The sequence below is a fragment of the Ralstonia sp. 22111 genome, from assembly GCF_052045895.1.
Taxonomy (GTDB): domain Bacteria; phylum Pseudomonadota; class Gammaproteobacteria; order Burkholderiales; family Burkholderiaceae; genus Ralstonia; species Ralstonia wenshanensis.
The window spans coordinates 83,642-96,518 of the sequence record NZ_JBQEPR010000004.1 but is presented as its reverse complement, the minus strand read 5'-3'; the positions used below and the strand labels follow the sequence as shown (position 1 = coordinate 96,518).

General features: G+C 61.6%; 11 protein-coding genes and 1 tRNA gene. 4 read left to right on the top strand and 8 right to left on the bottom strand.

Going from position 1 to position 12,877, the window contains the following annotated elements; translation table 11 throughout:
- Positions 1-89: 89 nt before the first annotated feature.
- The 7 genes from ACTJK4_RS12115 to ACTJK4_RS12085 all read right to left on the bottom strand — a co-directional run bounded on the left by ACTJK4_RS12115 (position 90) and on the right by ACTJK4_RS12085 (position 8,246).
- Complete coding sequence (locus ACTJK4_RS12115) at positions 90-1,598, bottom strand: SpoVR family protein (protein ID WP_232040350.1); 1,509 nt, start codon at positions 1,596-1,598, stop codon at positions 90-92.
- A gap of 118 nt (positions 1,599-1,716) precedes the next feature.
- Entirely contained in the window at positions 1,717-2,979 is a 1,263-nt protein-coding gene (locus ACTJK4_RS12110; RefSeq protein WP_260802301.1) for a YeaH/YhbH family protein, read from the bottom strand.
- Between the two features lie 54 nt (positions 2,980-3,033).
- Positions 3,034-4,956, bottom strand: a complete 1,923-nt coding sequence (locus tag ACTJK4_RS12105) for a PrkA family serine protein kinase (RefSeq protein ID WP_004634293.1) — start codon at positions 4,954-4,956, stop codon at positions 3,034-3,036.
- 660 nt (positions 4,957-5,616) lie between these two features.
- Positions 5,617-5,691, bottom strand: a tRNA-Val gene (locus tag ACTJK4_RS12100).
- A 71-nt stretch (positions 5,692-5,762) separates the two neighbouring features.
- Positions 5,763-6,491, bottom strand: coding sequence for a DNA polymerase III subunit epsilon (dnaQ, locus tag ACTJK4_RS12095; protein ID WP_260802300.1), 729 nt, complete (start codon positions 6,489-6,491; stop codon positions 5,763-5,765).
- A gap of 25 nt (positions 6,492-6,516) precedes the next feature.
- Positions 6,517-7,383 carry a formyltetrahydrofolate deformylase gene (gene purU, locus ACTJK4_RS12090; RefSeq protein ID WP_322016850.1) on the bottom strand — a complete coding sequence of 289 codons (867 nt, stop codon included), beginning with the start codon at positions 7,381-7,383 and terminating at the stop codon, positions 6,517-6,519.
- An 8-nt stretch (positions 7,384-7,391) separates the two neighbouring features.
- The gene (locus ACTJK4_RS12085; protein ID WP_440818011.1) at positions 7,392-8,246 is read right to left on the bottom strand and encodes a DUF4743 domain-containing protein; all 855 of its coding nucleotides are present in this window, start codon (positions 8,244-8,246) and stop codon (positions 7,392-7,394) included.
- Between the two features lie 104 nt (positions 8,247-8,350).
- Here ACTJK4_RS12085 and ACTJK4_RS12080 point away from each other — a divergent pair, with 104 nt between their 5' ends.
- A complete protein-coding gene (locus ACTJK4_RS12080) occupies positions 8,351-8,743 on the top strand; it encodes a hypothetical protein (protein WP_232040355.1) in 393 nt (130 codons plus the stop codon).
- A gap of 12 nt (positions 8,744-8,755) precedes the next feature.
- Here the strand turns inward: ACTJK4_RS12080 and ACTJK4_RS12075 are convergent, their stop codons facing one another.
- Positions 8,756-9,316, bottom strand: a complete 561-nt coding sequence (locus tag ACTJK4_RS12075; RefSeq protein WP_322016852.1) for a hypothetical protein — start codon at positions 9,314-9,316, stop codon at positions 8,756-8,758.
- A 261-nt stretch (positions 9,317-9,577) separates the two neighbouring features.
- Here ACTJK4_RS12075 and lpxO point away from each other — a divergent pair, with 261 nt between their 5' ends.
- The 3 genes from lpxO to ACTJK4_RS12060 all read left to right on the top strand — a co-directional run bounded on the left by lpxO (position 9,578) and on the right by ACTJK4_RS12060 (position 12,776).
- Complete coding sequence (gene lpxO / locus ACTJK4_RS12070) at positions 9,578-10,480, top strand: lipid A hydroxylase LpxO (RefSeq protein ID WP_147213844.1); 903 nt, start codon at positions 9,578-9,580, stop codon at positions 10,478-10,480.
- 315 nt (positions 10,481-10,795) lie between these two features.
- Positions 10,796-11,413: a BPSL1445 family SYLF domain-containing lipoprotein gene (locus ACTJK4_RS12065; protein WP_440818010.1), complete on the top strand. Its 618-nt coding sequence runs from the start codon at positions 10,796-10,798 to the stop codon at positions 11,411-11,413.
- Positions 11,414-11,624: 211 nt separating this feature from the next.
- Positions 11,625-12,776 (top strand): ABC transporter substrate-binding protein, encoded by a 1,152-nt coding sequence (locus ACTJK4_RS12060; protein WP_316871403.1) that lies wholly within the window; start codon positions 11,625-11,627, stop codon positions 12,774-12,776.
- Positions 12,777-12,877: the final 101 nt, after the last annotated feature.

Below are 12,877 nucleotides of genomic sequence, written 5' to 3'. Positions count from 1 at the left end.
TGCGCAGTGAGCAGCATGGCCGACATCTACGTCTGCCGCGAACAAAAAGAAGGCCAGCGCAAAGCTGGCCTTGTGGACGCAGGCGCGGGCTAGTCAGGCTTGCACTCGTGCTTCATCTCGCGTCGCCCGTCTTCGTAGACAACCTCCAGCCGGCATGTGAAGCCCCATAGGCGTACGACGTGCCGCAGCATCTCTTCGTAGTTCGGCCCAAGCGGGCGGCGGTTGCTCTGCAGGTGACGCAGCGTCAATGAGCGATCGCCGCCCACGTCCACGTTGGTTACCTGGATGTTGGGCTCGATGTTTGAGAGGTCGTACTGCCCTGCCAACAACTCGCGGATCTTGCGATAGCCATCGTCGTCATGGATGGCGGTGACGCGCAGCCTCGCGTCGCGGTCGTCGTCGAGCACGGAGAACAGCTTCAGCTCACGGATCACGCGCGGCGACAGGAACTGCAGCAGGAAGCTCTCGTCCTTGAAGTTACGCATGGCGAAGTCGAGCGTCTTCTGCCAATCACTGCCGGCAATCTCGGGCGCCCAGCGGTAGTCCTCTTCGTCAGGGGATTCGCAAATGCGCCGGATGTCCTGGAACATCAGGAAACCCAGCGTGTACGGGTTCAGGCCGCTGTAGTACGGGCTGTTGAACGGCGGCTGGTAGATCACGTTGGTATGCGCCTGCAGCAGCTCGAGCATGAACGCATCGTTGACGAGTTTCTCGTCGTAGAGCTTGTGCAGGATGGTGTAGTGCCAGAACGTGGCCCAGCCTTCGTTCATCACCTTGGTCTGCCGCTGCGGATAGAAGTACTGCGCGATCTTGCGCACGATGCGCACGATCTCTCGTTGCCACGGCTGCAACTTGGGCGCGTTCTTCTCGATGAAGTACAGCAGGTTCTCTTCCGGCTCCGGCGGAAACTGCGGATCGGGCTCCGGGGCATCGTCGGCAGTTGCCAGCGCGCGTGCGCGGTGCGTGGGCAGCGTACGCCACAGGTCGTTCACCTGTGCTTCAAGATATTTCTCGCGCTCCGCCTGGCGTGCCTGCTCCTCGTTGATCGACAGCTTCTTGGGCCGCCGATAACGATCGACCCCGTAGTTCTGTAACGCATGGCAGGAGTCGAGCAGCAGTTCCACCTCCTGCTCACCGTAGCGCTGCTCGCATTCGGCCACGTAGTTCTTGGCGAAAAGCAGGTAATCGACGATGGCGTCAGCGTTCGTCCACGTGCGGAACAGGTAGTTTCCCTTGAAGAAGGAGTTGTGGCCGTAGCAGGCATGCGCGATGGTCAGCGCCTGCATCGGCATCGTGTTCTCCTCCATCAGATAGGCAATGCAGGGGTTCGAGTTGATGACAATCTCGTAGGCCAGCCCCATGAGGCCGCGCTGGTAGCCGCGCTCCGATGCAAGGAAGTGCTTGCCGTAAGACCAATGGTTGTAGCCCAGCGGCAGGCCGGACGACGCATAGGCATCCAGCATCTGCTCGGCGGTGATGATCTCGATCTGGTTCGGATAGGTGTCCAGGCCGAAATCTGCGGCAATCTGGGCGATGCTTTGGTCGTAGCGCCTGATCAGCTCGAAGGTCCATTCCGAGCCCGTAGATAGGTAGGCCATGCTCGTTCCCGTTGGTCCATCACACAGGGTCACAGGTGGCGTGCTCGCCATGGCACACGCTGCCTCTGCACGGCGGCAGTGCGCAGCTGGGAGCAACCTGCTGCAGCCCGATCAGCAATCAGGCGGCGCGCTTCTGAAACAGCTCGTGCAACACCGGATAGATTTCGTCCGCCTTGAGAATGCGCTGCATCGCGAAGTTATCGTGCCCAGCCTTCAACGTAAGATACTCCTCCCACAGGTTCTGCGGCTCCGTGGAGACCACCTCAACATAGGCGTAATACTGCGTCAGCGGCAGGATCGACTCGCGCAGGATCTTGGCGCACAGCTCTGAGTCCCCAGCCCAGTTATCTCCATCCGAAGCCTGCGCGCAGTAGATGTTCCATTGGCTGGGCGAATAGCGCTCCTGAATCACTTCCGCCATCAGCTTGAGTGCGCTCGACACAACAGTGCCGCCCGACTCGCGGGAGTGGAAAAAATCCTCCTCATCCACCTCCTTGGCCACCGTGTGGTGGCGGATGAAGACGACGTCGATCCGTTCGTAGTTCCGCTTCAGGAACAGATACAGCAACATGAAGAAACGCTTGGCCAGGTCCTTGCGCGACTCATCCATCGAGCCGGACACGTCCATCACGCAGAACATCACCGCCTGCGCCTGCGGCCGCTTGCGCAGCACGCGGTTGTTGTAGCGCAGGTCGAGCTTTTCAATGAACGGCACGCGATCCAGGCACGAGCGCAGATGGCGCATCTCCTTCATCAGCTCTTGCGCACGTACGCTGTAAGGGCCGTCGTTTTCCAGTTCTTCGTTGTACTGGCCTTCCAGCTCATGCAGTCGACGTTGATATGGGCTGGACAACGCAATGCGGCGACCGAGCGAGCTACGCATCGTCCGCAGAATCGACAGGTTGGACGGTGTGCCGTCGAGTGAGAACCCCGCGCGCACCTTGCGCACCTCCGCGATCTTGGCAAGGCTGCGCTTGGCGAGATCGGGCAACGCCATGTCTTCGAAAAAGAAGTTGAGAAAGTCCTCGCGCGAGAGCGTGAAGATGAAATCGTCTTCGCCCTCGCCCGAGTCGCTGGCCTGCGAGCCTGAGCCGCCGCTGCCCTGCTGCGGGCGGTCGAAGCTGTCGCCGCGAATGAACTCTTTGTTGCCCGGGTGAACGCCTTCTCGGCGCCCGCCCGAGCCGTGGTGGAACATGGGCTCGGAGATGTCCTTGACCGGAATGGACACCTGCCCGCTCTGCTCGATGTCCATGATCTTGCGACCCGTCACCGCCTTGGCCACCGCGCGGCGGATCTGGTCTCGGTAACGCTTGATGAAGCGTTGCTTGTTGACGGTGCTCTTGCCGCCACCGTTCTCCCGCCGATCAATGATCGTGCCCATGTGACTGCCCTCGATTGGAAGTTCGCTGGGTGCCTTTTCCCTCTCCTGACCTCCTTACGATGACTTCCTGACGCGCAGATACCACTCGACCAGCAAGCGCACCTGCTTCTGGGTGTAGCCCTTCTCCACCATGCGGTTGACGAAGTTCTCGTGCTTCTCCTTGTCGTCATGCGACGACTTGGCATTGAACGAGATCACGGGCAGCAGATCCTCCGTGGTCGAGAACATCCGCTTCTCGATCACCGCGCGCAGCTTCTCGTAGCTCGTCCAGACCGGGTTCTTGCCTCCGTTCTTGGCGCGCGCCCGCAGCACGAAATTGACGATCTCGTTGCGGAAATCCTTCGGATTGGAAATGCCCGCCGGTTTTTCCACCTTTTCCAGCTCGTCGTTCAATGCGCTGCGATCGAGAATTTCGCCGGTGTTCGGGTCGCGATATTCCTGATCCTGGATCCAGAGGTCGGCAAACACCACGTAGCGGTCGAAGATGTTCTGCCCATACTCCGAATAGGACTCCAGATACGAGGTCTGGATCTCCTTGCCGATGAACTCCACGTACGGCGACGTGAGGTATTCCTTGATGTAGGACATCAGCTTGGATTCCGTCTCCGGCGGGAACTGCTCGCGCTCGATCTGCTGCTCGAGCACGTACAGCAAGTGCACCGGATTGGCCGCCACCTCCGTCCCATCGAAGTTGAACACCTTCGAGAGCACCTTGAACGCAAAGCGCGTCGACAACCCTGTCATGCCCTCGTCGATGCCGGCAAAGTCGCGGTACTCCTGATATGACTTCGCTTTCGGGTCGACATCTTTCAGGCTCTCGCCGTCGTACACACGCATCTTCGAAAAGATGTTGGAATTCTCGGGCTCCTTGATACGCGTGAGCACCGCGAACTGCGCCATCATCTTCAGCGTGTTCGGCGCGCACGGCGCGGCCGCCAGCGAGCTGTTGCGCAGCAGCTTGTCGTAGATCTTCACCTCGTCCGACACGCGCAGGCAGTACGGCACCTTGACGATGTAGATGCGATCAAGGAACGCCTCGTTGTTGCGATCGGACTTGAAGCTCTGCCACTCCGCCTCGTTCGAGTGCGCCAGGATGACGCCATCGAACGGGATCGCACCAAACCCTTCCGTGCCCTTGTAGTTGCCTTCCTGCGTGGCCGTCAGCAGCGGGTGCAAGACCTTGATCGGCGCCTTGAACATCTCGACGAACTCAAGCAACCCGCGGTTGGCCAGGCACAGCCCGCCCGAATACGAATACGCATCCGGATCGTCCTGCGGATAGTCCTCCAGCTTGCGGATGTCGACCTTGCCTACCAGAGACGAAATGTCCTGATTGTTTTCGTCGCCCGGCTCCGTCTTGGAAATCGCAATCTGCGACAGCACCGACGGATGCAGCTTCACTACGCGGAAACGCGTGATGTCGCCATTGAACTCATGCAGCCGCTTGACCGCCCACGGCGAAGCGATCGAGTTCAGATAGCGCCGTGGTATGCCGTAGTCCTCCTCCAGGATCTTGCCGTCTTCCTCGGGCGAGAACAGCCCGAGCGGGGACTCGTGAATGGGCGAGCCCTTGAGCGCGTAGATGGGGATCTGCTCCATCAACGACTTCAACTTCTCGGCGAGCGACGACTTGCCGCCGCCCGGAGGGCCCAGCAGGTAAAGAATTTGTTTGCGTTCCTCAAGGCCCTGTGCGGCATGCTTGAAGAAGGAGACGATCTGCTCGATCGTGTCCTCCATGCCGTAGAACTCCCGGAAGGCCGGATAGATCTTGATGACCTTATTGAAGAACAATCGCGACAGCCGAGGATCGTGGTGGGTGTCCACCAGTTCGGGCTGACCGATTGCGGTGAGCATGCGCTCGGCGGCGGTCGCATAGGCGGTCGAGTCTTTTTTGCAGATATCCAGATACTCCTGGATGCTGTACTCGTCCTCTTTGCGAGCTTCAAAACGCGTTGCGTAGTGGCGGAAAATATCCATATCTCCCCCGTAGATTTCTTCCCTACTCCACACCAACAAGCGAGAGCCAGGCTAGTTCTTGCGTGCGTTGCTGATTCCACTGTAGACGAATCACCGATGATCACAAGAACGGTTGAGAGCCTGGAACGGTGCACAACCGTTGCAATTGCGTTAGCGCTCGACAGCATGAAGTGCTAAACGGACCTTGCACGATGCATCAACACGCGTGCACCACGACGATCGGCTACCTCGAGCACAGCAGAAAGCGTACCTATGTCGCCTTCTCGGGCTCGCAGGTTGGTACGTAACCGATCCGCGCGAGTTCCCGCGCGCTCGGTGAAATCGGGAGGGGGATATCCCTGCGTTTTCGTGTTTCGCCAACTGTGGTATCGCGCATGGCGCGCACCAGCGACGCGACGCTTGTAGCGGCAGCTTTTCTCCCTGGGAGACAACGAAGCATTGCGCAACGCGTAAGGAGAACTGCGTTCATCGCCTCGCATGTGCCCACAACTCCGGGCCGCAGGACCGAACGGATCCGCCCGAGGGTGTCTCTTTTTTGCGCCAGAGGGAGTTTTGCCCGATGCGACAAAGACGCGGCCAGAAAAGCCTGCACGGAGAACGGACAAAGAAAAAGGCCCTCGGCATTTGCCTGAGGGCCTTTTAAGCGATTTCTCGCCAGTTTGGTGGGTGGTACAGGGATTGAACCTGTGACCCCTGCCGTGTGAAGGCAGTGCTCTACCGCTGAGCTAACCACCCGAATGCGGTGAAAACGAGATTATGACGAAAAGGTGCGGCCGTGTAAATACCCTGGCCGCACATTTTTTTGATCAGGCAGCCGGCTGCACAGATTCCACAGGTTCACGCGTCCAGACGGTCTTGCCCCCGCTGGCCTTGTCGATCTCCTTGAGCACGCCGGCGTGCGCTTCGGCCTCCGCTTCGGTTGCCAGCAGCACCGGCAGTTGCAACGCGCTCAGGTCGACGGCGACGGCTTCGTCCGACGCGCCCTCGCCCGACTCCAGCATGTCGATCACCAGCGTGTTCTGGCCGCGCGTCATGGCGAGGTAGACCTCGGCCAGCAGTTCCGCATCCAGCAATGCGCCGTGCAGCGTACGGTGCGCATTGCTCACGCCCAGACGGTCGCACAGTGCATCCAGCGAGTTGCGCTTACCGGGGAACATCTGGCGCGCCTCGCGCAGCGTGTCGATATGGCCCGACAGGTGCTCGCGGAAGGCAGGCAGGCCCAGGCGCTGGAATTCCATGTCGAGGAAGCCCAGGTCGAACGCGGCGTTGTGGATGATCGCCTCGGCGCCCTGCACGTAGTCGCGGATCTCGTTGACGATGTCGGCAAACTTCGGCTTGTCGGCCACGAACTCGTTGGTGATGCCATGCACGGCCATCGCGCCCGCGTCGATCTCACGTTCGGGGTTAATGTAGAAGTGCAGGTTGCGGCCGGTCAGGCGGCGGTTGACCATCTCCACGCAGCCGATTTCGATCACGCGGTCGCCGGTGGCGGCATTCAGGCCGGTGGTTTCGGTATCGAGAATGATCTGTCGCATCGCGCGCTCCCCTACTCTGACTGGATTACTTGAAGACGACGGTCTTGTGGCCGTTGAGCAGGATGCGGTGTTCGGCATGCCACTTCACGGCGCGCGCCAGCGCCACGCATTCCACGTCGCGGCCGACAGCGGTGAGCTGCTCCGGGTCCATGCTGTGGTCCACGCGCTCGATTTCCTGTTCGATGATCGGGCCTTCGTCCAGGTCAGCCGTCACGTAGTGGGCCGTTGCGCCGATCAGCTTCACGCCGCGCTCATGCGCCTGGTAATACGGCTTGGCGCCCTTGAAGCTCGGCAGGAATGAGTGATGGATGTTGATGGCGCGGCCTTCCAGCTTGCGGCACAGGTCGTCGGAAAGTATCTGCATATAGCGCGCAAGCACGACCAGATCGATCTGCTGCTCCTGCGCGATTTCCCAGATGCGGGCTTCCTGCTGCGCCTTCTGCGCGTCCGTCGCCTGCAGCAACGGCAGGTGCATGAACGGCACGTCGTAAGACGCCGCCAGTTGGTAGAAATCGCGGTGGTTCGAGACGATGGCTGCAATCTCGATCGGCAGTTGGCCGGCGCGGGCACGGAACAGCAGGTCGTTCAGGCAATGGCCGATCTTCGAGACCAGGATCATCACGCGCGGCTTGACTGCCGCGTCGAACATGCCCCACTGCATGGTGAAACGTTCCCCGATCGGTGCAAAGCGGTCACGCAGCATGGCGAGGCCCAGCGGCTGGCCCTGCGGAACAAAATGCACGCGCATGAAGAAGCGGCCCGTGAATTCGTCGCCAAACTGGTCCGAATCGAGAATGTTGCAGCCCTGCTCGAAAAGCAGGCCCGACACGGCATGGACGATGCCCGGCTGGTCCGGACACGACAGGGTAAGAATGAAACCGGAGTGACTCATGAAGCGTTTTATGTATTGTTGTCGGACGCAAACCGCTGCGGCGCATGTGCCAAACCCAGGCGCGCCAGGGCGTCAAGGGTAACGAGCGTGGCGTCGACCGTCATCGCGAAGTCCGCCATGATATCAAGCGCCGCGTCGGGGCTGGCGCGCAGGTGGCCCGCGACCTCGCCGTCCTGATTGGCGGGGACGAAGCTGGCTGGCAACGTCAGGTCGAAGGCAAAAAGCGTCTCGCACTGGATACCTTCGGGCACTTCGCGCAGCACATCCTGCGTGCCGCGCGGCACCAGAAGGGCTGCCAGATCGGCGCCGATGCCCGCTTCTTCCCAGCATTCCTTTTCCAGCGCGCCACGCGCATCAAAGCCGTGGCCAATGCCGCCAGCGACGAGGTTGTCCCACATGCCGGGGTCGATCGGCTTGGTTTGGGCGCGGCGGGCCAGCCAGAGCGCCGGCTCGGCAGCCTCACCGCCGTCGATCAGGCCGTTCATGTGCGCCGCATAGGTTCGGATGCCGAAGAAGCGCGCGGCGGCGCGTTCGATCAGCGCCAGCGTGGGCGTGCCCCAGCCGGTGTTGACGGCGAAACGCTCGTCGCGCCAACCGCGCACGTGGCCGTCTTCCGCCAGGCGCATGACGACTTCGGCCAGCGCGGCGGTGCGCTCGGCCTCGCTGGCGAGCGTCTCCCGCAAATCGACCCGCTGCGCCGATACGTCGAACCACTGCGGCCAGCGCCCAAGCAGCGCAGCGCGCTCGCGGCTCAGCCAGCCGACGCGTTGTCCGGCAACAATCCACGGAACGAGTGCGTCAGCGTCGAACGCCTGCCGGGCGGCAAGGCCGTCTCGTATGCGTTGTATTCGCGGGTCGGTCATTTCTGCGCCCCATCATGTCGGGCGTGCATTGTGCTTTCCGTGCAGCACGGGTCGCGCGATAATGCGCCGTTAATACAAGCCGTCATCAGACTGGAGAAACAAGGATGGATGAAATCGACGAGCTGTCGGATCTGCCGACCCCGCGCTTTATCTGGGGCTTCGCCATTGCCGTCACACCGTCCGGCGAAGTGTCGCACGATGAATTCGAATATCTGACGCACACCCGCGCGCCGCGCTTCACCTGCCGCGTGGTCGAACTCGAAGACGCACCGGCCGAGCCGGAAGACGAAGGGGACATCGACGGCCGCATCGTCCACTTCGACAACCCCAAGCGGATGTTCTACATCACGGACTTGGGCCTGGCGCTGATGAACTTCACGCTGTTCGACAAGGTGGATAACAAGTCCAAGCTAAAGGATGCCTGCGACCAAGCCATCGCCGACTGGCTCACCCGCCGCGACTTCCTCGACTCCGAACCGGACGACGACGAGGATTGATCGCCTGATCGCCTAGCCCTGACCTGCGGCGCTGCCATCCTCGGCAAAGCGCAGGTCGGTCAGGCGCACATCGGCGTAGGAGCGCCCGGCATCCAGCAATGCCGAAACCTGCGCCTTCACCCGCTCTTTCTGAGCGCGCAGCGCACGCGGCGGCACGGTCGAATCCTGGCCCGTGTGGTGCAGATACAGCATCTTGTAGGTGAGCTGGCTCACCATCCACTGCCGCAGCACGCGGCGCCGGCCGGCATGGTCGGCTTCCAACCCATCGATCTGCCCAAGCAATGCGGAAAACGCCCGCGCCAGGCTTGCCGGCTCCGCTGTCTCGCCGGCAATGCAACGTTCGGCCAGGGCGCGCGCTTCTGCGGGGGACATGGTGTCGTCGGTTTCAACGAAGCGATCTGTCGCCGGGTCCGGGCGCGGCGGTGCAGGCCGGCTTGCCAAGCGGGCAGACACCGCGGACAGCGCTTCCTGAGCACGGCGGATGGACGCGTCCAGCGATTCCGCATTGCCCGGCACGATGCCAATGGTGGTCGGCATGTCGCTGGATTCTTCGTCGCGCTTTTTGACGTCCATCGCTCCCTCCGGTAATCGCCCCCGGCTATGGTGCCGGGCTGGCGAAGCTCGATTGTAGAACGCGGCGCACATTTCACGACAAATGAACACAGAGGTTCCTTATTGCAAAAGCGGCGCAAACGGTAACGTGGCGTCACCAAGCCACCGTGCGCTGTTGGCGACGACCTACGCGATGCGGTCCCGCCACGGGTAAAATGCCAGATTGCGCTGCCAGCGCATGCAATCAATTGCTGACCGCCTCTGTGCGGCAAGGAAATCGCCTTGATCAAGTGGATTATCGTAGCCCTCTATCTGGGCTCCATTCTGTACGTGCACTTTCGCGGCAAGGTGCGCCTGAAATTCTGGCGCCAGATGTTCGACCACTCGGCCGTAGTCGCGCCGGTCAACTGCTTCATGTACGCGTTTTCGGGCGTGCCGCAGACGCCGTATGTGCCGGTCGAGCGCTTTCCGGATCTGGAAAAGCTGCAGGCCGCGTGGCCGCAGATCCGCGACGAAGGCCTGGCGCTCATCAACCTGCGCAAGATCAAGGCTGCCGAGAAGAACGACGACGCCGGCTTCAACTCGTTCTTCAAGAATGGCTGGAAGCGTTTCTACCTGAAGTGGTACGAAGCCCATCACCCTTCAGCCGAACAGCTCTGCCCCCAGACCGTCGCGCTGCTGCGTGACCTACCCAGCGTGAAGGCAGCGATGTTTGCCGAGCTGCCGCCGGGCGGCAAGCTGAATCCGCACCGTGATCCATTTGCCGGCTCGCTGCGCTATCACCTTGGCCTGTCCACGCCCAACGACGACCGCTGCTTCATCGAAGTCGACGGCGAGCGCCACAGCTGGCGCGACGGCCAGGGCGTGGTCTTTGACGAGACCTATCTGCACTGGGCCGAAAACGCCTCCGACAAGGATCGCCTGATCCTCTTCTGTGATATCGAACGCCCGATGAAATTCGGCTGGGCACAGCGCGTCAACAAATGGCTCGGGCGCAAGGTCATGACTGCTGCCAGCTCGCCCAACGATGATGGCGACCAAACCGGCGGCATCAACAAGCTGTTCCGCTACGTGTGGGTGATGGGCCAGTACCGCCGCCGCTTCAAGGCATGGAACCGCAAGGTCTATTACGTGGTGAAGTTCGGCCTGATCATTGGCGTGGCTGCGTTGATCATCTGGATCTGACCGCCAACCCTCTCCCCTCTCCTGCTTTGCACAAAGAACCGGCCTGAAGCGCCGGTTTTTTGTTGCGCGTGAAAAAGCTACCTGCATTGCGGTCGGCTTGCGTTTTTACAAAGCAGTGAAGCAAAAGCGCCACATGGGGCACAAATCTCGCCTAATGTCAGGAATTGAGCGCTCCGGCGCTTATGCGATATGGCGGGCACGCCGCTTGCTCCACCTTGGTCGACACCCTTGCTCAATGCATGGGACCGAGTCGGAGCCGGGATGCGCGTGTGCCTGTGTCCCTCGTCAACAACAAAGACAGTGAGATCAATCGCCATGAAAAAGAACCTCATTAGCCGCCAGACCATCGTCACCCGCGCCGCCACGCTTGCTGCTGTCGCACTGCTCGGTACCCAGATCGCGGCCTGTACCACGACCAGCCCCAATGCACAGGGCTCCGACGTGATGTCGTCCACCAACAAGCACGCCACCACCAACTCGCAGGCCGATTCCGTGCTCTCGCGCCTGTACACCACGGCCAACGGCTCCCGCGAGCTGGTCGGACGCGCCAAGGGCGTGCTCGTGTTCCCGTCGGTGCTGAACGCCGGCTTTGTGGTGGGTGGCCAATACGGCGAAGGCGTGCTGCGCACCGGCGGCGGGCGTCCGCTGGGCTACTACAACATCGCCTCCGCTTCGGTGGGCTTCCAGGCTGGTGCGCAATCGCGTGCGCTCATCATCCTGTTCATGACGGATGAAGCGCTGCAGAAATTCCAGGCTAGCCAAGGCTGGACGGCCGGCGTGGATGCCACCGTGGCGTTGGCAAAGATCGGCGCGAACGGCGCGGTCGATACCAACACCGCACAGCAGCCGATCATCGGCTTCAACCTGACCAACGCAGGCCTGATGGCCGGCGCGTCGATCGAGGGCACGAAGATCACGAAGCAGAACAACTGACCGGCGCTTCGCTGCACGCCAATGCCGCCGTCTCGTACGGCGGTTTTTTTTTGCGCGGAACCCGCATGAAGCGTTGCAGCAATGTTGCAGCCCTAGGGAAATCCGGAGGGGCGATGCGCGGCTTCTCAGCTAGCATCGTCCGGCCGATGCTGCGGTGCACGCTGCCGTATCGGCATACGACAAAACAATCACCCAGAAAAAAGGGGGAGACATGACAGGTCGCAACGCTGCGTTGCGCAGCGCCATTGCATGCGCGTGGCTGGCGGGATTGTTGCTGGCGTCTGGCCAGGCGATGGCCGAACCGGGCATCACCGACACCAAGATCGTCATCGGCCAGACCGCCGGCTTCACGGGCCCCGCCGGCGAGCAGGTCAAGGAGATGACGCAGGGCGCCAAGCTCTACTTGGATGCCGTGAACCGCGCGGGGGGCGTGAATGGACGCAAGATCGAGCTGATCTCGGAAGACGACGGCTTTGATGCGGCTGCCTCCAAGAAGCACGCGCACGCGCTGCTGCTCGATAAACAGGTCTTTGCCCTCTTCCTGCCGCGCGGCACCCCGAATACCGAGGCGATCATGACCGAAGCCCGGCCGGTGGGCGCGCCGGTGGTGGCGCCGTCCACCGGTGCCTCAACGTTCTTCGATCAGCCCGATCCGCTGCTCTTCGTCGTGCGCGCGAAATACCAGGCAGAGATTGCCGAGCTGGTGCATTACTTCGACACGCTAGGCTTGCGCCGCCTGGCGCTCGTCAACGTGAACGACACCTTCGGCAAAGACACCGAGATCGGCTTCAACAACGCCACGAAAAAGCTTCCCGCCGACGCGCACAGCATCCTCACCGTCGACCGCCTGAAACCGGACGTCGCCAAGGCGGCCGCAGACGTTGGCAAGTTCGCGCCGCAAGCGGTGATCCTGGCCTGCCCGGGCACGACGGCGCGCGCCATGATCGAGGCGCTCAACAAGCAAGGCACGGTGACGCAGATTGCAGCGCTGTCCAACAACGCCGGCTTGGCGTTTGCGAAATCGCTCGGGGCGCTGGGCCGCGGCGTTGTGATCTCACAGGTGATGCCGTCACCGGTGCGCTCAACCTCATTGCTGGGGCGGGAGCTGGAGTCCAGCGCGAAGTCTGCCGGCGTGACGCCGTCGTACGCGATGATGGAAGGCTACGCAGCCGCGCGCGTGCTGGTCGAGGGGCTCAAGCGTGCAGGCAAGTCGCCCACGCGGGCCAGCTTTGTCTCGGGGCTGGAATCGGCCGGCACGATCGACCTGGGCGGCCTGGAAGTCCACTACGGTCCAAACCTGCGTAAGGGATCGAACTATGTCGAGCTGACAGTGATCGGGCCGAACGGCACCTTCGTGAAATAGATGCGGTTGCGCTGCGGTGCAGCCTGCCTCGGCAGTTGTTGCACCGCAGGAAATAGCGGTTGCCAGCGAAAAACGCATGAGTACATAAGAAAATACTATTT

What these genes read in the sequence shown, in the direction of transcription:
- ACTJK4_RS12110 (WP_260802301.1), bottom strand. Translation starts at nt 2,979, where the DNA reads ATGGGCACGATCATTGATCGGCGGGAGAACGGTGGCGGCAAGAGCACC.
- ACTJK4_RS12085 (WP_440818011.1), bottom strand. Translation starts at nt 8,246, where the DNA reads ATGACCGACCCGCGAATACAACGCATACGAGACGGCCTTGCCGCCCGG.
- ACTJK4_RS12060 (WP_316871403.1), top strand. Translation starts at nt 11,625, where the DNA reads ATGACAGGTCGCAACGCTGCGTTGCGCAGCGCCATTGCATGCGCGTGG.
- purU (WP_322016850.1), bottom strand. Translation starts at nt 7,383, where the DNA reads ATGAGTCACTCCGGTTTCATTCTTACCCTGTCGTGTCCGGACCAGCCG.
- ACTJK4_RS12115 (WP_232040350.1), bottom strand. Translation starts at nt 1,598, where the DNA reads ATGGCCTACCTATCTACGGGCTCGGAATGGACCTTCGAGCTGATCAGG.
- ACTJK4_RS12105 (WP_004634293.1), bottom strand. Translation starts at nt 4,956, where the DNA reads ATGGATATTTTCCGCCACTACGCAACGCGTTTTGAAGCTCGCAAAGAG.
- ACTJK4_RS12065 (WP_440818010.1), top strand. Translation starts at nt 10,796, where the DNA reads ATGAAAAAGAACCTCATTAGCCGCCAGACCATCGTCACCCGCGCCGCC.
- ACTJK4_RS12080 (WP_232040355.1), top strand. Translation starts at nt 8,351, where the DNA reads ATGGATGAAATCGACGAGCTGTCGGATCTGCCGACCCCGCGCTTTATC.
- dnaQ (WP_260802300.1), bottom strand. Translation starts at nt 6,491, where the DNA reads ATGCGACAGATCATTCTCGATACCGAAACCACCGGCCTGAATGCCGCC.
- ACTJK4_RS12075 (WP_322016852.1), bottom strand. Translation starts at nt 9,316, where the DNA reads ATGGACGTCAAAAAGCGCGACGAAGAATCCAGCGACATGCCGACCACC.